At 66.5% G+C, this 19,222-nt stretch carries 17 protein-coding genes and 1 riboswitch; of the genes, 7 read left to right on the plus strand and 10 right to left on the minus strand.

Annotation, left to right across the window (positions count from 1 at the left end):
• Position 1 precedes the first annotated feature (1 nt).
• Positions 2-922, plus strand: coding sequence for a metal ABC transporter substrate-binding protein (locus tag OMP44_RS09640; RefSeq protein ID WP_280307540.1), 921 nt, complete (start codon positions 2-4; stop codon positions 920-922).
• A gap of 128 nt (positions 923-1,050) precedes the next feature.
• Here the strand turns inward: OMP44_RS09640 and OMP44_RS09645 are convergent, their stop codons facing one another.
• From OMP44_RS09645 to cobW, 4 genes are read right to left on the minus strand one after another with little or no spacing between them, the layout of a single operon-like run.
• A complete protein-coding gene (locus tag OMP44_RS09645) occupies positions 1,051-1,659 on the minus strand; it encodes a vWA domain-containing protein (RefSeq protein WP_280307730.1) in 609 nt (202 codons plus the stop codon).
• A gap of 56 nt (positions 1,660-1,715) precedes the next feature.
• Positions 1,716-2,759: a magnesium chelatase ATPase subunit I gene (locus OMP44_RS09650; protein WP_280307541.1), complete on the minus strand. Its 1,044-nt coding sequence runs from the start codon at positions 2,757-2,759 to the stop codon at positions 1,716-1,718.
• 1 nt (position 2,760) lies between these two features.
• Positions 2,761-6,510 (minus strand): cobaltochelatase subunit CobN, encoded by a 3,750-nt coding sequence (cobN, locus tag OMP44_RS09655; RefSeq protein ID WP_280307543.1) that lies wholly within the window; start codon positions 6,508-6,510, stop codon positions 2,761-2,763.
• Positions 6,511-6,516: 6 nt separating this feature from the next.
• Positions 6,517-7,569, minus strand: a complete 1,053-nt coding sequence (gene cobW, locus OMP44_RS09660; protein ID WP_280307544.1) for a cobalamin biosynthesis protein CobW — start codon at positions 7,567-7,569, stop codon at positions 6,517-6,519.
• A 103-nt stretch (positions 7,570-7,672) separates the two neighbouring features.
• A riboswitch (cobalamin riboswitch) is annotated at positions 7,673-7,855 on the minus strand.
• 256 nt (positions 7,856-8,111) lie between these two features.
• Between cobW and OMP44_RS09665 the strand changes: the two genes are divergently transcribed.
• Entirely contained in the window at positions 8,112-8,486 is a 375-nt protein-coding gene (locus OMP44_RS09665) for a cobalamin biosynthesis protein (protein WP_280307545.1), read from the plus strand.
• Here the strand turns inward: OMP44_RS09665 and OMP44_RS09670 are convergent.
• The 3 genes from OMP44_RS09670 to OMP44_RS09680 are packed head-to-tail and all read right to left on the minus strand — an operon-like array spanning position 8,477 to position 10,814.
• On the minus strand, positions 8,477-9,319 hold the full coding sequence (locus tag OMP44_RS09670; RefSeq protein WP_488803452.1) for a segregation and condensation protein A: 843 nt from the start codon (positions 9,317-9,319) through the stop codon (positions 8,477-8,479). The genes OMP44_RS09665 and OMP44_RS09670 overlap by 10 nt on opposite strands.
• Positions 9,316-9,945 carry an L-threonylcarbamoyladenylate synthase gene (locus OMP44_RS09675; protein ID WP_158893925.1) on the minus strand — a complete coding sequence of 210 codons (630 nt, stop codon included), beginning with the start codon at positions 9,943-9,945 and terminating at the stop codon, positions 9,316-9,318. Before OMP44_RS09675 ends, OMP44_RS09670 begins: the two co-directional genes overlap by 4 nt.
• A complete protein-coding gene (locus OMP44_RS09680; RefSeq protein WP_187979370.1) occupies positions 9,942-10,814 on the minus strand; it encodes a PHP domain-containing protein in 873 nt (290 codons plus the stop codon). The genes OMP44_RS09675 and OMP44_RS09680 overlap by 4 nt, the downstream gene beginning before the upstream one ends.
• Positions 10,815-10,874: 60 nt before the next feature.
• Between OMP44_RS09680 and OMP44_RS09685 the strand changes: the two genes are divergently transcribed.
• From OMP44_RS09685 to OMP44_RS09700, 4 genes are all read left to right on the plus strand, one after another.
• The gene (locus OMP44_RS09685; RefSeq protein ID WP_183629893.1) at positions 10,875-11,459 is read left to right on the plus strand and encodes a septation protein A; all 585 of its coding nucleotides are present in this window, start codon (positions 10,875-10,877) and stop codon (positions 11,457-11,459) included.
• Between the two features lie 4 nt (positions 11,460-11,463).
• A complete protein-coding gene (locus OMP44_RS09690) occupies positions 11,464-12,141 on the plus strand; it encodes a response regulator transcription factor (protein WP_133860652.1) in 678 nt (225 codons plus the stop codon).
• A gap of 111 nt (positions 12,142-12,252) precedes the next feature.
• Positions 12,253-12,687, plus strand: coding sequence for a Spy/CpxP family protein refolding chaperone (locus tag OMP44_RS09695; protein WP_187979372.1), 435 nt, complete (start codon positions 12,253-12,255; stop codon positions 12,685-12,687).
• Between the two features lie 215 nt (positions 12,688-12,902).
• Entirely contained in the window at positions 12,903-14,276 is a 1,374-nt protein-coding gene (locus OMP44_RS09700; protein ID WP_133860654.1) for a sensor histidine kinase, read from the plus strand.
• Here OMP44_RS09700 and OMP44_RS09705 read toward each other — a convergent pair.
• The gene (locus OMP44_RS09705; RefSeq protein ID WP_280307550.1) at positions 14,251-14,817 is read right to left on the minus strand and encodes a nitroreductase family protein; all 567 of its coding nucleotides are present in this window, start codon (positions 14,815-14,817) and stop codon (positions 14,251-14,253) included. The genes OMP44_RS09700 and OMP44_RS09705 overlap by 26 nt on opposite strands.
• Before the next feature lie 200 nt (positions 14,818-15,017).
• Between OMP44_RS09705 and OMP44_RS09710 the strand changes: the two genes are divergently transcribed.
• On the plus strand, positions 15,018-16,400 hold the full coding sequence (locus OMP44_RS09710) for an adenylate/guanylate cyclase domain-containing protein (protein ID WP_133860656.1): 1,383 nt from the start codon (positions 15,018-15,020) through the stop codon (positions 16,398-16,400).
• 67 nt (positions 16,401-16,467) lie between these two features.
• Here OMP44_RS09710 and OMP44_RS09715 read toward each other — a convergent pair whose 3' ends face one another.
• Positions 16,468-18,162 carry a DEAD/DEAH box helicase gene (locus OMP44_RS09715; RefSeq protein WP_133860657.1) on the minus strand — a complete coding sequence of 565 codons (1,695 nt, stop codon included), beginning with the start codon at positions 18,160-18,162 and terminating at the stop codon, positions 16,468-16,470.
• 281 nt (positions 18,163-18,443) lie between these two features.
• Entirely contained in the window at positions 18,444-19,193 is a 750-nt protein-coding gene (locus tag OMP44_RS09720) for a spermidine synthase (RefSeq protein ID WP_280307552.1), read from the minus strand.
• Between the last annotated feature and the right edge of the window lie 29 nt (positions 19,194-19,222).

The raw sequence follows: 19,222 nt of genomic DNA on the forward strand, positions 1-19,222 counted from the left end.
CATGAAATCCCTGTTTTCCCTGGGCGCTGCCCTGCTGCTCGCCACTGCCGGCCAGGCCCAGGCCGCACCGGTCAAGGCTGTCGCCACCTTTACCGTGATCGCCGACGTGGTCAAACAGGTCGGTGGCGACCAGGTGCAGGTTTCCTCCCTGGTCGGTCCCAATGGCGATCCCCATGCCTACGAACCGACGCCCACCGATGCCCAGGCGCTGAAACAGGCCGATGTGGTGTTCATGAGCGGCCTGCACCTGGAAGGCTGGATGGATCGCCTGATCAAGGCCTCCGGCCAGGCGCGCCCGCCGGTAGTGCTCAGCGAAGGGATCAAGACCCGCGAGCTGGCGGACGACGAGGATGAACACGGCCACGCCGACCACGATCACGACCATGGCGGCATCGATCCCCATGTCTGGAACAACCCGCTCAACGTGGTCGTCTACACCCGCAACGTGGTGAAGGCGCTGTCCTCGGTGGATCCGGCGCAGGCTGCCACCTTCAAGGCCAACGGTGATCGCTACATCGCCGAACTGGAAGCCCTGGATCGCTATGCCCGCGAACAGATCGGTCAGGTCCCCCAGGCCAAGCGCAAGGTGCTGACCTCCCACGATGCCTTTGGCTACTTCGCCGACGCCTATGGCGTGACCTTCATCTCGCCGCTGGGTCTGTCGACCGAGGCCGAAGCCTCCGCCCAGGACGTCGCCAAGCTGATCCGCCAGATCAAGCAGGAGCATGTCGCCACCTACTTCTTCGAGAACTCCAACGATCCGCGCCTGGTGCAGCAGATCGCCAAGGCCAGCGGCGCCCAACCGGGTGGTGAGCTGTACGTCGAGGCGCTATCCCCGGCAGACGGCCCGGCTGCGACCTATGCGGCCATGTTCCGCTACAACGTGGATACCCTGGTCAAGGCTATGAAGGGCGGGCATTGAGGTTAAAGGTCTTCTGGTAGGTTGGCGCTGAGCGCAGCGAAGCCCATCAGCGTGAGGGTTCAGCACCTTCACGTTGGGCTTCGACGGTGGAGCCGTCTCAACCCAACTTACGCCAGAAAGCTGGTTAGCTAGACCACCGGCACCTCTTCCAGGTGCCGGTATTCCGCGCCCAGGCGCCGGGCGAGCTCCCCGGCCCGTCCCAGGCGCAGCGGTCCCAGTTCGATATCCAGCACCTGGACAGGACAGTCCGGTACTGCCAGCTCTTCCAGGTTGCGCAGGCGCCCGTCAGTGACCAGGAGCAGCTGGCATTCCTCGCCAGGGCGCTGCCGCCGACGACTTCGCAGCCATGCTTGAGATTCGGACAGGCCCGCCAGCAGAGGCGTTCCGCCTCCCGCTCCCAACTGCTCCAGCCAGGCCTGCAATGCCTGACCGCTGCGCTGACCCTGGAACGACCATTCCGGTCGCTCCCCTGCCGTCTGCAGGACCGCGACCCTGACCCGTTGGCGATAGGCCTGTTCGAACCAGTCGGCCAGCAGGCCCTTGGCCTGGGCCAGGGCGCCGTGGCGGCGGGTGGACGCGGAGTGATCGACGATTACCAGCCAGAGCTGCGCCGGGCGCTGCCGGCGCGGGTGCCGCAAGAGATCACCAGCGCGACGCGGACGCCCCCGGAGCAGCGTCGGCACCCAGGCGATGGGACCTGCCGTGCCTGGCGAACGGGCGCCTTGACGCCCGCCCAGGGCCTTGCCCGTCCCGCTTCGGGCATCACGATCCGGGGCATGAGGTGATCGGACGCCTAGGGCTTTTTTGCCGCGCCCAAGCGGCGTCTGGGGCCCGTCGCGGTGGGCTCCGGCGCCAGGGCGCCCCAGCTATCGCCCTTACCCGCCGCGGGCTCGGCATCACCCTGTCGCTGTTGATCGCCAGGCCCCTGCTCCTGAGTATCAGCAGCTGAATTATCTTTCAGGGGTGGTATTACTGCCGGAGTGTCCGGTAACGCGCGGCGCCGGTGGCGCAGGGCGAATTCGGCCACGGCGGCGATATCGGGATTTTCGATCGCAGGCGCGCCGCGCCAGGCGGCATGGGCGCGAGCCGCGCGCAACCAGACCAGATCGGCGCGCAGGCCATCGACCCCGGCCTGGTGGCAGCCTGCGGTGATGGCTTCCAGCGCGGCATCGTCCAGCGGTATGTCCGCAAGCCGCGCACGGGCCGCGGCGCAGCGCTGCCGCAGCTCCGCCTGGGCTGGTTCCCACTGGGCATTGAAAGCTGGCGGATCGCTGTCGAAGGCCAGGCGGCGGCGCAGGATCTCGGCCCGCTCCCGGGGTGCCGGCCGGCTGTCCAGCGCCAGGGCGAAGCCAAAGCGATCCAGCAACTGCGGACGCAACTCGCCCTCCTCCGGATTCATGGTGCCTACCAACAGAAAGCGAGCGGCGTGCTCGTGAGATATGCCGTCGCGCTCCACCCGGTTGATCCCACTGGCCGCCACGTCCAGCAGCAGATCCACCAGGTGATCCGGCAGCAGATTGACCTCGTCGACATAAAGTACGCCGCCATCGGCCGCCGCCAGCACACCTGGCGCGAAGCGGGCCCGCCCCTCGCCGAGGGCCGCATCCAGATCCAGCGTGCCGACGATGCGTTCCTCGCTGGCACCCAGCGGCAAGGTCACGAAGGAAGCGCCTCCGAGCAGATCGGCGAGACCCCGGGCCAGGGTCGACTTCGCCATACCCCGGGGACCTTCGATCAATACGCCGCCAATACGGGGGTCGATGGCATTGAGACACAGCGCCAGTTTCAGGGACTCGGCGCCAACCACGGCAGCGAGGGGAAAGACGGGAGCGGTCATCTCAGGCTTCATCCATATCCATCAGGAGCTGTTCAAGGGCTTCACGGTAGTCGCCTGGCTCCTGCCAGAGGCCGCGTTGCTGGGCTTCCAGCAGGCGCTCGGTCATGTCGCGCAGCGCCTCGGGGTTGTGGCGTTCGACGAAGTCGCGGGTATCGGCATCGAGCAGGTAGGCATCGGCCAGTTGCCGGTACTGATGATCCTCGACCAGCTCGGTGGTGGCGCCGAAGCCGAACAGGTAGTCCACGGTGGCGGCCATCTCGAAGGCGCCCTTGTAGCCGTGGCGCTTCATGCCGGCGATCCACTTGGGATTGGCCGCCCGGGAGCGCACCACGCGGCCCAGTTCTTCCCTGAGGGTACGGATCCTGGGCAGGTCGGCCTGGGCGTGATCGCCGAAGTAGCTGGCACGCCGCTGGCCGCTCAGGGTCTCGGCAGCGGCCAGCATGCCGCCCTGGAACTGGTAGTAGTCGTTGGAATCGAGCAGGTCGTGCTCGCGGTTGTCCTGGTTCTGCAGTACGGCCTGCAGGCGACCCAGGCGGCGCGAGAAGTCGTCGCGGGCAGCGGTGCCGTCATCCTCGGCGCCATAGGCGTAGCCGCCCCAGTTGAGATAGGCGGTGGCCAGTTCGCTACGTTCCTGCCACTGTCGCTCTTCCACCGCGCCCTGGACGCCAGCGCCATAGGCGCCGGGCTGGGCGCCGAAGATGCGCCAGCCGGCCTGACGGCGGGCCAGATCAGCTGCGGTACCCGCCGCTTCCAGGGCAGCACGCTCGCGGCGCACCTGGGCGGCCAGGGGGTTGAGGTCGTCCGGCTCGTCCAGCGCGGCGACCGCCTGGACGGCGGCATCGAACAGCCTGACCAGCCCACCGAAGGCATCGCGGAAGAAGCCTGAGATGCGCAGGGTGACATCCACCCGCGGGCGATCCAGCAGCGACAGCGGCAGGATCTCGAAGTCCTCGACCCGGGCACTGCCGGTCTGCCATACCGGGCGTACGCCCAGCAGGGCCATCGCCTGGGCGATGTCATCGCCGCCGGTCCTCATGGTCGCCGTGCCCCAGACCGAGAGACCCAGCTGACGCAGGTGATCGCCCTCCTCCTGCAGATGACGCTCCAACAGCAGGTTGGCCGACTGCCAGCCCAGCCGCCAGGCGGTCATGCTCGGCAGGTTGCGCACGTCCACCGAAAAGAAGTTGCGCCCGGTGGGCAGCACGTCCAGCCGCCCGCGACTCGGCGCGCCGCTGGGGCCGGCGGGAACGAAACGCCCCTCCAGTGCCCTCAGCAGGCCGCCGATTTCAGCGGGACCGCAGCTGTCCAGGGCCGGCGCGACCTGGCCGACCAGATGCTCCAGCACCGGGCGGGTGGCAGGCAATTCGTCCAGCGCCAACGGCAGCGGCTCGGCATCGACGGTCGCGGCCACCAGGACCAGGGCCAGGAGCTCCAGCCGCTCCCGGGTATCGCCCAGGGTGCGCCAGGGTTCGCTCGACAGCCCCTCCAGGCACGCCGGACGCGGCCCCTGCCAGGACTCGCCGAGGTCGGCGGCCAGGGGATCGAACCCCAGCTGCAGGTCCTTGGCCAGCACTCGCAGCAGGCTGGCATTGGCGCCCTGGGCATTGCCCCGGGGAATGCGCAGCAAGGCCACCAGGGTATCGCGACGCAGCTGGCCGGTCGGGGATTCACCGAACACATGCAGGCCGTCGCGGATCTGGGACTCCTTGAGGTCGCACAGGTAGGCGTCCAGCTGCGGTAGCCAGCTGTCCGGATCGTCGGTGATCACCAGCCCCAACTCGCGATCCAGGGCGGTTTCGCGGACCAGCTGCAGGATCTCGCCGCGCAATTCGGTGGCGCGTCGGAGGTCCAGCAGGCTGGCGTCGTAGTATTCGTCGGCCAGGCGCTCCAGGTCGCGCAGCGGCCCGTAGCTCTCCGCGCGAGTCAGCGGCGGCATCAGGTGGTCGATGATCACCGCCTGGGTGCGCCGCTTGGCCTGGGCACCCTCCCCCGGATCGTTGACGATGAAGGGATAGACGTTGGGCAGCGGTCCGAGGATGGCGTCCGGCCAACACTCCGCCGACAGCCCGACGCCCTTACCCGGCAACCACTCCAGATTGCCGTGCTTGCCCAGATGCACCACGGCTTGGGCGCCATAGGCCTCGCGCAGCCAGAAATAGAAGGCCAGGTAGCCATGGGGCGGCACCAGCGCAGGATCGTGATAGACCGCCGCCGGATCGACGTCGTAGCCGCGCGCCGGCTGGATGCCAACGAAGGTGAGGCCGAAGCGCACCCCGGCCACCATGAGCCGACCCCGACGGTGCATGGGATCGGCCTCGGGCCCGCCCCAGCGCTCGGTCACCGCCTGCTGCAGGCTGAGGGGCAACTGGGCGAATAGCGACTGGTAGTCCTGCAGCGCCAGACTCTGCAGGGCCGGGCGCAGATCGCGCAGGGCGCTGTCGTTGGTCACCCCACCGAGCAGGCGCTCGATCAGGGCGGTACCGCTTTCAGGCAGATTGGCCACCGGGTAGCCGGCCGTCTGCAGCGCCTGCAGGACCTTGAGCGCCGCCGCCGGGGTATCCAGGCCGACGCCATTGCCAATGCGGCCGTCGCGGGTCGGATAGTTGGCCAGGATCAGGGCGATGCGCTTGTCCGCGGCGGGACGCTGTGCCAGTTCGATCCAGCTGCGCGCCAGCCGCGCGACGAAGGCCATGCGCTCGCCATCGGCCTGGTAGTTGACCACGTCACTCTGGCTGCGCTCGCAGCGCCAGGCCAGGCCCTTGAAACTGATCGGCCGGGTGATGATGCGCCCATCCAGCTCCGGCAGCGCGATGTGCATGGCCAGGTCGCGGGCGCCCAGCCCCTGGGGGTTCTCTTGCCAGCGCTCGCGATTGTCCTGGGCGCAGATGGCCTGGAGTACCGGCACCGGCCGGCGGAACGGCGTGAGAGTCGGTCGTTCCGGACTGGATTGGGCAAAACCTGTGGTATTGAGGATCAGCGCCGTAGCGGTCTCGTCCAGCAGCCGTTCCACCTCTTCCAGGCAGGCCGACTCCTTGAGACTGGCCACGGCGATGGGCAGCGGATTCAGCCCCTGAGCTTCCAGCTGCTGGCAGAAGACATCGACGAAGGCGGTGTTGGCCGACTGCAGGTGGGTGCGATAGAACAGCAGCGCCACTGCAGGCCAGTCCGGTCGCCAGCGCTGACGCCAGCCATCCAGACCCAGGGCGTCTGGGTGATAGACGGCCACCCGCGGCAATTCCCGCGGCGGCTGGTAGCTGTACCGGGCATCCAGGCACTCGCTGGCCAGGCAATGCAGGAAATCCCAGGCATTGCCCAGGCCGCCCTGGCGCAGATAGCGCCACAACCGTTCGGCCAGCTCGGGCGCCACCGTACCCAGGGCCATCAGTTCCGGGTCGGGCCGGTCGCAACCGGGTACCGCGATCAGGGTCAGCCCCCGCGCGGCCAGCTCGGCCAGCCGCTCCATGCCATAGCGCCAGTAACCCTGGCCGCCATGCAGGGAGATGAACACCACCCGCGCCTGGCTCAGCACCTCGTCGACGTAGAGATCCACCGAGGCGTGGTTCTGCAGCTGCATGGGATTGGCCAGCCGCAGACTGGGATAGCGCTCGTCCAGGCTACGGGTCGCCTCGGCCAGCAGCGCCAGGTGCGAATCGCCACTGCAGAGCAGGACGATCTCGCCCGGCGTCTGCGCCAGGTGGGCGATGCCATCGTCCGGGACGAAACCGCCCGGCTGGGTACGCAGCAGATGCATCCGGGGTCAGGCCACCGCGGCGCGCAACTGGGCGGTGATGGCCGCCTGGTCCAGCTCCTGACCGATCAGCACCAGCTGGGTGCTGCGGGTCTCGCCGGTCTTCCAGGCACGGTCGAAATGCTTGTCGAAGCGGGTGCCCACGCCCTGCACCAGCAGCCGCAGCGGCTTGCCGGCGATGGCGGCGAAGCCCTTCACCCGCAGGACGCCATGACGCTTGACCACCTCGGTCAGCGCCGCCAGCAGGGTCGATTCCGCCACCTCGGGCAACTCGACGCCAAAGGAGTCGAATTCGTCGTGGTCATGGTCTTCATGACCTTCGAGGTCATGGTGGGTCGGACGGCTGTCGATATGGGCCTCGGACTCGGCCTGCAGGCCCAGCAGCACCGACAGGGGCAACACGCCACGACTGGCTTCCACCACCTTGACCGCCGGCGGCAACTCTTCGCTCACCTCGGCGCGGACCCGGGCCAGGGCCTCGGCGTCCAGGCCGTCGGCCTTGTTGAGGATCACCAGGTCGGCACTGGCGAGCTGATCTTCGAACAACTCGTGCAGCGGCGATTCATGGTCGAGGTTGGGGTCCTGCCGACGCTGGGCATCCACCTGCTCCGGATGGGCGGCGAAGGTGCCGGCCGCCACCGCCGGGCTGTCGACCACGGTGATCACCGCATCCACGGTGCAGGCGGTGCGGATCTCCGGCCACTGGAAGGCCTGCACCAGGGGCTTGGGCAGGGCCAGGCCGCTGGTTTCGATGAGGATGTGGTCGATGTCGCCCCGCCGCGTCACCAGCTCCTTCATCACCGGAAAGAATTCTTCCTGCACGGTGCAGCACAGGCAGCCATTGGCCAATTCGAAGACGCGGCCCTGGGCCTCTTCCTCGCTACAGCCGATGCTGCACTGGCGCAGGATCTCGCCGTCGATGCCCAGCTCGCCGAATTCATTGACGATTACCGCGATGCGCCGGCCTTCGGCATGGTCGAGCATGTGCCGCAGCAGGGTGGTCTTGCCGGAACCGAGGAAGCCGGTAACGATGGTGACGGGAGTCTTGGCCAGGGTTTTCATGGGCTGCCCTTAGAAAGAAAGCGAAAAAAGACGGGCAGGCATGCCGGACGCCCGCGTGACGGCGAGGCCCTGGTGGCAGCCCGGATCACCCCGCCCGGTTGCGTGTTCGAAACGTGACGAGGCAGGTCTCCTGGCTCGCGGCGCCCGGCTCCGGCCTTCCCGCGTGAGCAGTGGCCTGGTGGAGTGGCTGAAGATGCCGCTTACAGTTGCGGGGGCAGCCGCGGTATCGCACCGCGTTCCCTTTCAAGCTCTTGCCGACAAGAGCACCTCGGAACGCGACAGGCTACGAGCGCCCCGCCAGGGTGTCAATCCGCCAGGCTTGACCGGCGGACGAGGCGCGTGGTCTTCTCGAAGCGGTCGCCAAGGGCGAGCCACCGCCTGCCTTCCTCCGCCTCAAGACCTGCCATGATCGCCATTACGCGCCCCTTCGCTACCTTGAGCCAGACCGATACTTCGGCGTGGCGCCCGTTCGTCCTTCGCCCGCTGTGCTGTTCAGGCTCTGGACTGGACTGCCACGCTTCGTCCAAGGGCCTTCAAGGCTGATGGGCCTGGTTCTCGGCCTCGGCTGCCGTCAGGACTGTTCGCTGGACGAACTCGCCGAGCTGGCGCTCGGGGTCTTGCAGGAAGCCCAGTGCGATCGCACTGCGCTGACCGCACTGGCTACCGTTGCGAGTCGACTCGAAGAACGCGGACTGCGCGCCCTCGCCCAGCGCTGGCAGCTGCCTCTGCACGGCTTCACCGCCGAGCGTCTGGCGCAAGAGCGCGGCATAACTGCCGCCAGCGATCTGGTGTTGCAGTACACCGGCAGCCCCAGCGTGGCTGAAGCCGCAGCCCTGGTTGCGGCCGGTGAAGGTGCCCGGTTGTTGGTGAGCAAGCGCAAGAGCGCGGCGGCAACGGCAGCCTTGGCCTACGCCTGAGACGCCTCTTCCCCGTCGGCGTCCCTGACCCGGGCGCGGACATGGATGGGGCTGAAGGGCTCATTCTGCACCAGTTCCACCAGGGATTCCTTGACCAGTTCGAGAATGGCCATGAAGGTCACCACCACGCCGAGCCGGCCTTCATCCAGGGTGAACAGCGCCACGAAGGGCACGAAGGCACCCTCCTTGAGGCGCTCCAGCACCTGGCTCATGCGCTCGCGGGTGGACAGCACCTCGCGGGTCACCTGGTGGCTCTCGAACAGGTCGGCGCGGCGCAGGACCTCGCCCATCGCCAGCAGCAACTCGCCCAGGTCCACCTCGGGCAACAGCTTGCGTGCCCGCGCATCCGGCGCCGGCAAGGTGGGCACCACGAAGTTGCGGCCTTCGCGCGGCAGCTCATCGAGATCCTCGGCGGCCTTCTTGAAGCGCTCGTATTCCTGCAGGCGGCGGATCAGTTCGGCGCGGGGATCTTCTTCCTCGGCGTCCAGGCCTTCGGCGCGCGGCAGCAGCATGCGCGATTTGATCTCCGCCAGCATGGCGGCCATCAGCAGGTATTCGGCGGCCAGTTCAAGTTGCACCGCCTTCATCAGCTCGACATAGCTCATGTACTGCCGGGTGATCTCGGCGACCGGGATGTCGAGGATGTTGATGTTCTGCTTGCGGATCAGATAGAGCAGCAGGTCGAGCGGTCCCTCGAAGGCTTCGAGAAAGACCTCCAAGGCATCCGGCGGGATATAGAGGTCCTGGGGCAGCTCGGTGAAGGCCTCGCCATAGACCAGCGCCAGGCGCAGCTGCTCGGGTTCGAGCAGCTGGGGGTCCAGGGCTTCGCTCATGCTTCGATCATGAAGGGCGTCGGATCCCCGGCACCGACCCGAATCACTTCCGGTTCGTCATCGGCCAGGCTGATCACGGTGGACGGCTGCAAGCCACCCGGACCGCCTTCGATCACCAGATCGACGAAATGCTCGAGCCGCTCGCGGATCTCCCAGGCATCGCCCAGGGCTTCGTCATCCCCCGGCAGAATCAGGCTCACGCTCATCAAGGGCTCGCCCAGGGCCTCCAGCAGCGCCAGGGTGATGGGATGCTGGGGCACCCGCACGCCGATGGTGCGCCGCTTGGGATGCAGCAGCATGCGCGGCACCTCGCGGGTGGCATTGAGGATGAAGGTGTAGGGCCCGGGGGTATAGGCCTTGAGCAGGCGGAAGGCACTGGTATCCACCTTGGCATAGATGCCCAGCTCGGAGAGATCGCAGCACACCAGGGTGAAGTTGTGCTTGTCGTCGAGCTGGCGGATGCGGCGGATACGCTCCACCGCGCTCTTCTCGCCGATACGGCAGCCCAGCGCATAGGAGGAATCGGTGGGATAGGCGATGACACCGCCGGACCGGATGATTTCCACGGCCTGACGAATCAGCCGCGGCTGAGGATTCTGCGGATGAATTTCGATGAACTGGCTCATTGGGGTTCCCGAATCTGAGGGTATAGCGGTTGACTGAAGCGCGCCCAGAGGGGCGGCAGATCTTCGGGCAACGGACGGTACATGCCCAGCTCCGACCACTCGGCCGGCGCATGGAAATCGCTGCCCGCACTGACCATCAGACCGAATTCCCGCGCCAGAATTGCCAGGGTGCCGACCTGCTCCGCCGGCTGCACGCCGTTGACCACCTCGATGGCATGGCCGCCGCCGCTGACGAATTCGCCGATCAGCTTGCGCAACTTGGTGCGGGTGAACCCATAGGCCAGCGGATGCGCCAGGCTGATCCAGGCCTTGGCGCCCTTGAGCGTCGCCAGGGTCTCGGCCAGGGTCGGCCAATGCTGCTTGACGTCGCCGAGCTTGCCGCCGCCGAGCCATTTGCGGAAGGCATCGCCGCGGTCCGCGACATGGCCGGCCTGCACCAGGTATTCGGCAAAATGCGGCCGGGCCGGCGCATTGCGGCTGTCGCCCAGGGCCAGTTGCACCGCGCGAGCCCCTTCCAGGGTGCCGGGCATGCCCTTGGCCGCCAGCCGCCGGTCAATTTCCCGGGCGCGCTCCCAGCGACCTTCGTGCAGCGCTTCCAGGGCGGCATTCAGCTCTGGCGCCTCAGGGGCGAAGTTGTAGCCCAGCACATGCAGCGTGGCGCCGCCCCAGGTACAGGACATCTCGATACCGGGGAGCAGGCGCAGACCCAGTCCGTCCGCGGCTTGCAGGGCTTCGGCGTAGCCGTCTAGGGTGTCGTGATCAGTGATGGCCAGCAGCTGCACCCCGCGCTCATGGGCCCGTCTGACCACCTCGGCGGGCGCGAAGGCGCCGTCCGACGCGGTGGTATGACAGTGCAGGTCGATACGCATGGCTTTCTCCTCCGGCTTCATCAGGTATTATGCCGCGATGCACTGCTATCGGCTGCGTTAATGAAACAATTCATCGATTTCATCCCCCTGCTCCTGTTCTTCCTGGTCTACAAGCTCGATCCGCGTCCGCTGGAATTCGCCGGGCATGCCTTTACCCTGGGCGGCATCTTCAGTGCCACCGCGGTCCTGATCATCGCGTCCCTGGTGGTCTATGGCGCGATCTTCGCGACCCAGCGCCGGCTGGAAAAGAGCCAGTGGCTGACGCTGATCGCCTGTCTGGTGTTTGGCGGCATGACCCTGGCCTTCCATAGCGAGACCTTCCTGAAATGGAAGGCACCGGTGGTGAACTGGCTGTTCGCCGTGGCCTTTCTGGGCAGCCAGTTCATCGGCGACAAGCCGCTTATTCAGCGCATGCTGGGCCACGCGGTGCGTCTGCCGGCGCCGATCTGGACGCGGCTGAACATCGCCTGGATCATCTTCTTCATCGTCTGCGGTTGCGCGAATCTCTATGTGGCCTTCACCTACGAAAGCTTCTGGGTCGACTTCAAGGTCTTCGGCAGCCTGGCGATGACCCTGGTGTTCATGCTTGGCCAGGGCCTCTATCTGGCGCGCCATCTGCAACCCATGGATGAACCGCGAGACTGATCCCATGAGCCAGATACTGCTGATCGACGATGACCAGGAGCTGTGCGAGCTGCTTGGTGCCTGGCTGAAACAGGAAGGCTTCGAAGTCACCGCCTGCCATGCCGGCAGCGATGCCCGCACCCAGTTGCGCGAAGCCACGCCGGACGTGGTGGTACTGGACGTGATGCTGCCGGACGGCAGTGGCCTGGAGCTGCTCAAGCAGTTGCGCAGCGATCATCCGCAACTGCCCGTGCTGATGCTGTCGGGACGTGGCGAGCCGCTGGACCGCATCCTCGGCCTGGAACTGGGCGCCGACGACTATCTGGCCAAACCCTGCGATCCGCGTGAACTCACCGCACGGCTGAGAGCCATCCTCAGGCGCAGCCATCCGGCCCAACCCGCGGCCCGCCTGCAGCTTGGCGATCTGTCGCTGAGTCTGGCGCGGGGCGTCGCCAATATCGGCGAAACCGAGATCACCCTGACCCTCACCGAGAGCCGCATTCTCGAAGCCCTGCTGCGCCAGCCGGGCGAACCCCTGGAAAAGCAGGCGCTGGCCCAGGCAGCCCTCGGACGCAAGCTGACGCTCTACGACCGCAGTCTGGACATGCACGTCAGCAATCTGCGCCGCAAACTCGGCAGCCATGCCGACGGTCGCCCCCGCATCCTCGCCCTGCGCGGCCGCGGCTACTACTACAGCGTCTAGCCCTCCGCGCAGCCTTTACCCCCTCTTTACGCCCGCTGACCGCCACTGACTCCCCCGCTCCTAGACTGGGCTCATCCGGTATTGCACCGGTCATCCCAAGGAGATTTCCCGATGCGCAAACTCATGCCCGCCGTGCTGTTCGCTGCCCTGCTGCCGACCCTGACCCTGGCCGCGACCCAGGACAGCGCCGACATCGCCCCGCCGCCCCACGGCAAGCTGATGGACGGTGGTCCGCGTGGCGATGGCCCCCTGCGCGGCCTCAAGCTGACGCCCGAGCAACGCGAGCAGGTCGGCAAGCTGATGGGCGAGGAACGCCAGCAGCAACGCGAGATCGTCAAGAGCTATCTCGACAAGCTGCCCGAAGATCAGCGCAAGGCCCTGCACGATCAGCTGGATGGCAATCGCGACAAGACTCGTCAGTCCATTCGCGCCCTGCTCAAGCCCGATCAGCAGAAGCGCTTCGACGAAATGGAAAAGAAGCGCGAGGATCGCGCCAAGGAGTGGGCGGAATTCCAGCAGTGGAAGCAGGACCACAAGTCCTCGTAATCCCCGATCGCTGCGCCGACGGTCCTCGGCGCAGCGTCTGACCGAGAACCTGCCCAACGTCTCGCGAGCGAGAAACAAACGAGGCCCGAAAGTAACCGAGGAAGCCGCGTGTAAGAGTGGTAAATGAGCTTTCGGACGGGGCTGGCCTTCCAGGGCATTTTCAACGCCGCTTGGCCGACGCACAGCAGACGTTGAGCAGCTTCTAAGGCGACCGCATGGTTTTTCGTTCCCTCTTCTGGCGCATCTTCGCCACCTTCTGGCTGGCCATCCTCTCCGCGGTGGGCCTGACCATGCTGCTCGGCCACCTGGCCGACCAGGATTCCTGGATCCTCGCGCAGCACCCCGGCTTGCGCGACCTTCCCGAACAATGGGTGCAACGCTATGAAAACGACGGTCCCGCCGCCGCCCAGGGCTTGCTCGAACAGCGCAAGGGCCGCTACGGCATCGATGTGCTGGTGCTGGGCGAAAACGGCTCGCCCCTGGTGCGCGGCACCTTGCCACCGCGCATCTTCGACCAGGATCTCGACCAGCCGCAGCATCAGCAGCGTCCCGGCCCTGGCGCCCGCGATCCCAACCGGCCACTGCCCTGGCGACGCCTGACCGACGAATACACCAGTCCGAGCGGCCAGAACTACCTGTTCATCTACCACCTGCCCACACCCGAGCTGGGTGCCTGGCGCCGGCAGAGCCTGTTCTGGCCGGTCGGCATGCTGGCCATCGCCACCGTGGTACTGACCCTGTTCAGCCTGCTGCTGACCCTGAGTCTGACCCGCCCGCTCAATCATCTGCGCCGCGCCGTCCACGATCTCGGCCAGACTGCCTATCAGCAGGACACCCTGGCCCGCCTGGCCCGGCGCAAGGACGAACTGGGTGTGCTGGCCGAGGACTTCAATCGCATGGGCGCCCACCTCCAGCGCTTGATCGACAGCCAGCGGCAGCTGCTGCGCGACGTGTCCCACGAATTGCGTTCACCACTGGCGCGGCTGCGCATCGCCCTGGCGCTGGCCGAACGCTCCGATCCCCGTGACCTGGGCAACATGTGGCCGCGGCTGACCCTGGAATGCGATCGCCTGGAAACCCTGATCGGCGAGATCCTCGCCCTCGCCCGCCAGGAAGCCGACCCGGGCCCACCCGAGCAACTGGAATTGCATCCACTGCTGGAAGGCCTGGTGGAGGATGCCCAGCTCAGCGCGCCTCAGCAGCGCGTGGAACTGGACGTGCCCACCGCCCTGCGGCTGGATGGCTGGCCGGACGTGCTGGAACGCGCGCTGGACAATCTGTTGCGCAATGCGCTGCGCTTCAATCCACCCGCGCAGCCCATTGTCATTTCGGCAACGGCGGCGAAAGGCGAGGTCCGCATCCAGGTGCGCGACCACGGGCCCGGGGTCAAGACAGCCGACCTGCCGCGTCTGGGTGAGCCGTTCTTCCGCTCGGATCAACAGCACGCCACTGGCTACGGCCTCGGCCTGGCCATCGCCCGCCGCGCCATCGAGCGCCATGGGGGCGAGCTGCACCTGAGCAATCACCCGGACGGCGGCTTTCTCGCCACCGTCATCCTGCCGCTCAGGCCGGTCCTGGCCAATGGCTGACCTGCGCGCTCAGATCACGCGGCGCCGGGACGCGCGGCGCTACCTCCGGCGTGCCCAGGTAGACGTAGCCCACCAGCTGTTCGTTTTCGGCCAACCCGAGCCCCTGCAGCACCCAGGGGTCGTAGCTGAAGTCACCGGAGCGCCAGACCGCCCCAAGTCCCAGGGCGAAGGCCGCGTTGACCAGGCCGTGGGCAACGCAGCCAGCGGTAATGATCTGCTCCTGGACGGGCACCTTGGGGTGCTCCTGCAGGGTGGCAACGACGGCGATCACCAGGGGGGCTCGCAGTGGCATGCGCCGAGCCTTGTCCAGCGCCGCTGCATCCGCATCGGGCTCGCGACGGCGCAGGGCGTCCGCATAGAGCTCGCCGAGCACAGTACGGCCCTCGCCGGCCACCAGGATCAGCCGCCAGGGGCGCAGCAGCTTGTGGTCCGGCGCCCGGTCCGCGGCGCGCAGCAGGGTCTCGAGTTGCTCGGGGGTCGGGCCTGGCCCGGTCAGGCGACCGACCGAGGCGCGATTGCAAAGGGCTGCGAGGGCATCCATAGCGTCTCTCCTGTAAAGATGCCGCAGTGTAACCCAGGGATGACTGTCGAATTTGGCTGTCACAGCAGCGGAACGGCCGACAATCTTGGCCCTCGCCGGGGCGGTCGGCTAAGATCGCCAATGCAAGAAAACCCGGCCGCTTTCATCGTCGCGAACGGAGTTATCCCGACCTCTCGCCTTTTTCGAAACGGACCCGACAGATGAAGTTTGCGCTCAACCGGTTCCTCGCAGCGTCCGGTGACAGCCTGGGCGTCTACTACGCCCGGGTATTCGCCTATCTGATTGCCGCCGCCAGCGTCACCGCGGGCTACTACGTCCAGGCCGATGCCGTGGGCCTCTGGCTTATCCCTTACGCCCTGCTCTATCCGCACGTGGCCCAGACGCTGAGTCTCAAGCTCCGGCGCGACCGCGGCGCCCAGACCGATATCCTGCTCGCCGCCATAGACGCCATCCACGTCGGCATGGCCGCGGTGGTGTTGCGCTTCCCGCTGATGCCTACCCTGATGCTGCTGTTCATGCTCGGCTACACCAGCATGCTGCGCGGTGGCCCCCGCCTGCTCGGCCTCTGCCTGCTGTTCGCCACCAGTGCCGCGGCGCTGGGCAGTGCCACCTTCTTTCATGGCGTCGACCTCACCAGTCCGCTGCTGGTGGCGGTCACCAGCGTGGTGGGCACCATGCTGCACCTCTGGGGCACCGGCTACTTCCTGCACCGGCAGCGCAAACGCCTCATCCAGATCAACGACGACCTCAAGCGCGAGCAGGAGAAGTCGGCGATCCTGGCGCACAACCTGGCGAAGTACCTTTCGCCCCAGGTCTGGGAATCCATCTTCACCGGCAAACAGCACATCGCCCTGGGCACCCAGCGCAAGAAGATCACGGTGTTCTTCTCCGACATCAAGGGCTTCACCGAGCTGTCCGAAGAACTCGAGGCCGAAGCCCTCACCGACATGCTCAACAACTACCTCAACGAGATGTCGAAGATCGCCGTGAAGTACGGTGGCACCATCGACAAGTTCGTCGGCGACTGCGTGATGGTGTTCTTTGGCGACGCCAACAGCCAGGGCGCCAAGAAGGACGCCGTGGCCGCGGTCTCCATGGCCATCGCCATGCGCAAGCACATGAAGGTCCTGCGCCAGCAGTGGCGCAGCCAGGGCATTAACAAGCCCCTGGAGATCCGCATGGGCCTGAACACCGGTTACTGCACGGTCGGCAACTTCGGTTCCAGCACGCGCATGGACTACACCATCATCGGTCGCGAAGTGAACCTGGCCAGCCGCCTGGAAAACGCTGCCGACGCCGGCGAGATCCTGATCAGCCACGAGACCTACTCGCTGGTCAAGGAAACCATCATGTGCCGCGACAAGAGCTGGATCACCGTCAAGGGTTTCAGCAAGCCGGTGCAGATCTACCAGGTGGTGGACTTCCGCCGCGACCTGGGCGCCTCCCCCAGCTACGTCGAGCACGAACTGCCGGGCTTCTCCATGTACCTGGACACCAACAACATCCAGAACTACGACAAGGACCGGGTCATTCAGGCGCTGCAACTGGCGGCGGAAAAGCTGAAGGACAAGGTGATCCTCTAGCCCACGCCTTTCCTTCAGGCAGAAAAAAGCCCCGGATCTCCGGGGCTTTTTCATGTGACCGCGGGGATCAATCCTCGCGATAGCGACGCAGGCGCAGGGCCTTGCCGGCTACGCGGGTGTCCTTGAGCTTGGTCAGCAGACGCTCCAGGCCGTCCTCGGGCAGCTCCACCAGGCTGAAGGAGTCACGGATCTGGATACGGCCGATGGCCTCGCGATCCATGCCGCCTTCATTGATGATGGCACCCAGCAGATTCTTGGCGGCAACGCCGTCACGGGCGCCCAGGGCGGTGCGGCAACGCACACGGCCTTCCGGCAGCGGCTGCATCGGGCGACGCTCACCACGATCCGGACGCTCGCCGCGCTCACCACGCTCAGGACGATCGCCACGCTCGGTACGCGGACGGTCGCCACGGCCCGCGCCGGGGGTCAGCGGCTGCTCACGGCGCAACGACTCGATATCGAGGGCGCGGCCGGCGGTCAGCTTGGCCAGCAGCGCAGCGGCCAGGGTCGAAGGATCGCATTGCAGACGCTCGCACAGCTCCTGACGCAGCGCGCCGTGGGTAGCATCGGCATCGGCCAGCAGCGAACCCACGCCATCGGCCAGACGGGAGATACGGGCTTCCAGCACGGCTTCGGCGTCGGGCAGGCGGATCTCGCCAACCCGCTGACCGGTAACGCGCTCGATCACCTGCAGCATGCGCCGCTCGCGCGGGGTGACCAGCAGCAGCGCGCGGCCTTCACGACCGGCACGACCGGTACGACCGATACGGTGCACATAGGACTCGGGATCGTAGGGCATGTCCACGTTGAGCACGTGGGTGATGCGCGCCACGTCCAGACCGCGCGCCGCCACGTCGGTGGCGACCACGATGTCCAGCGAACCGTCCTTGAGGGACTCGATGGTCTTCTCGCGCTGAGCCTGGGGCATGTCGCCGTTCAGGGCGCTGACGCGATAGCCCTGGCGCTCGAGCAGCTCGGCCAGGTCCAGGGTCGCCTGCTTGGTCCGCACGAAGGCGATCAGGGCGTCGAAGTTCTCCACTTCCAGCAGGCGCAACACCGAGGCGGGCTTCTGGTCGGCATGGACCATCAGATGCGCCTGCTCGATGCGGGCGACGGTCTGGGTCTTGGCCGCGATGCGGACGTGTTGCGGGTTCTTCAGATGACGTTCGGCGATGGCGCGGATCGACGGCGGCAGGGTCGCCGAGAACAGGACGGTCTGGCGGGTTTCCGGCATGGCTTCGAAGATGAATTCGAGGTCGTCCATGAAGCCCAGCTTGAGCATCTCGTCGGCTTCGTCGAGCACCAGGCGCTGGACGGTGGCCAGCAGATTGTCGTCACGGCGCAGGTGGTCGCACAGACGGCCGGGGGTGGCGACCAGTACCTGGGCACCCATGCGCAGGGACTTCAGCTGCGGACCCATGGGCGCGCCGCCGTAGAGAGCCACGACTTTGACGCCAGGCATCTCGGTGGAATAGGTTTCGCAGGCGGTTGCGACCTGCAGGGCCAGTTCACGGGTAGGAACCAGCACCAGAATTTGGGGTTCACGACGGGACGGGTCGAGCTGCGAGAGCAGCGGCAGAGCAAAGGCTGCGGTCTTGCCGGTACCGGTCTGCGCCTGGCCGATCATGTCGTGGCCGGCGAGGATCACCGGAATGGACTGCGACTGGATGGGCGACGGCTCTTCGTAACCGACGGCCTTGATGGCGGCGAGGATGGCGGGATTGAGATTGAGCGCAGCGAAATTGCTGATGTCCTGGGTCATTGTCTTGCCTCGTGTGCTTCGCAAAGACCCCAAAGCCAAGAGCTGCGCTTATCCGAATGACCGAAGTCGCCCAGGCAGCCAAGGTGTGAGCTTTTTGCGAAATAGCGGATGAAAGGGGGTGAAGCGTCTAGGATTGTTCGCCGTTGGGCGAACGCACGACCGGGGTGGCCATGGTGGCGGACCGGGAGAATGCAGTTCCTGAACGGAAGGTCAAAAAGACCGGGGCGAATAATACCCGAACCCTGGACATTTCTCCAGAGAACCTTGGTCTACTTTTGAGGTCAGGTTGCCGCACGCAAGTTGTCCAGATAGGACTCCAGATCGAAGCCGATGCGCAGGCTCAGTTCCCGAACGCGCTGCCGCGTAGCCGCCTCGTCCAGCTCCTGTTCCAGACTCGCCGGTACCAGCAGGATCACGTTGCCCTCCACCACCGGGCACTCCCAATAGTGATGACGGAACAGCCCGCGCAGCAGCGCGGCGCCCAGCGGCTTGCCGTCGGTGGCACTCCACTGGTTGATCATCAGCCAGCCGCCGGGATTGAGCTTGGCCTGGCAGTTTTCCAGAAAGCGCCAGGCCAGATGGGCGCTGGAGGGGCCGACGTCGGTGTAGAGATCGACAAAGATCAGATCGGCAGGCGCTGCGCTGTCGAGCAGGTCCAGGGCATCGCCGATGCGGATCGCCAGGCGTGGATCCTCGGCCAGGCCCAGATGCTGGCGGGCCAGGCGCGGCACTGCGGGGCGCAGCTCCAGCGCCTCCACCGCCTCCAGGGGCAACCACTTGAGGCAGGCCTGAGTCAGGGTACCGGCGCCCAGCCCGAGAAACAGCGCACGGCGTGGCTGCGGGTGGCAGAGTGCGCCCAGCAGCATGGCGCGGTTGTAGTCATATTCCAGCCAGGCCGGGTCCTGGGTGAAGACGCAGCTCTGCTCCACTTCCTCGCCGAACTCCAGAAAGCGATAAGGCCCCACCTCGACCACCCGGATCCGGCCATGGTCGTCGACGACCTCTTCCAGCAACACTTCCGGCTCGACCATCACTACCCTCCTCTATAGCCGCCCATGGT

This window comes from Pseudomonas flavocrustae (assembly GCF_029872515.1).
In the GTDB taxonomy this organism is placed as follows: Bacteria; Pseudomonadota; Gammaproteobacteria; order Pseudomonadales; family Pseudomonadaceae; genus Chryseomonas; species Chryseomonas aestiva.

Bases quoted from the DNA above. Each gene is read 5' to 3' on its own strand.
- OMP44_RS09640 (WP_280307540.1), top strand. From the start codon at position 2: ATGAAATCCCTGTTTTCCCTGGGCGCTGCCCTGCTGCTCGCCACTGCC.
- OMP44_RS09650 (WP_280307541.1), bottom strand. From the start codon at position 2,759: ATGACCGCTCCCGTCTTTCCCCTCGCTGCCGTGGTTGGCGCCGAGTCC.
- OMP44_RS09665 (WP_280307545.1), top strand. From the start codon at position 8,112: ATGGGCCTGGTTCTCGGCCTCGGCTGCCGTCAGGACTGTTCGCTGGAC.
- OMP44_RS09695 (WP_187979372.1), top strand. From the start codon at position 12,253: ATGCGCAAACTCATGCCCGCCGTGCTGTTCGCTGCCCTGCTGCCGACC.
- OMP44_RS09690 (WP_133860652.1), top strand. From the start codon at position 11,464: ATGAGCCAGATACTGCTGATCGACGATGACCAGGAGCTGTGCGAGCTG.
- OMP44_RS09720 (WP_280307552.1), bottom strand. From the start codon at position 19,193: ATGGTCGAGCCGGAAGTGTTGCTGGAAGAGGTCGTCGACGACCATGGC.
- cobN (WP_280307543.1), bottom strand. From the start codon at position 6,510: ATGCATCTGCTGCGTACCCAGCCGGGCGGTTTCGTCCCGGACGATGGC.
- OMP44_RS09710 (WP_133860656.1), top strand. From the start codon at position 15,018: ATGAAGTTTGCGCTCAACCGGTTCCTCGCAGCGTCCGGTGACAGCCTG.
- OMP44_RS09685 (WP_183629893.1), top strand. From the start codon at position 10,875: ATGAAACAATTCATCGATTTCATCCCCCTGCTCCTGTTCTTCCTGGTC.
- OMP44_RS09705 (WP_280307550.1), bottom strand. From the start codon at position 14,817: ATGGATGCCCTCGCAGCCCTTTGCAATCGCGCCTCGGTCGGTCGCCTG.
- OMP44_RS09675 (WP_158893925.1), bottom strand. From the start codon at position 9,945: ATGAGCCAGTTCATCGAAATTCATCCGCAGAATCCTCAGCCGCGGCTG.
- OMP44_RS09715 (WP_133860657.1), bottom strand. From the start codon at position 18,162: ATGACCCAGGACATCAGCAATTTCGCTGCGCTCAATCTCAATCCCGCC.
- cobW (WP_280307544.1), bottom strand. From the start codon at position 7,569: ATGAAAACCCTGGCCAAGACTCCCGTCACCATCGTTACCGGCTTCCTC.
- OMP44_RS09680 (WP_187979370.1), bottom strand. From the start codon at position 10,814: ATGCGTATCGACCTGCACTGTCATACCACCGCGTCGGACGGCGCCTTC.
- OMP44_RS09670 (WP_488803452.1), bottom strand. From the start codon at position 9,319: ATGAGCGAAGCCCTGGACCCCCAGCTGCTCGAACCCGAGCAGCTGCGC.
- OMP44_RS09700 (WP_133860654.1), top strand. From the start codon at position 12,903: ATGGTTTTTCGTTCCCTCTTCTGGCGCATCTTCGCCACCTTCTGGCTG.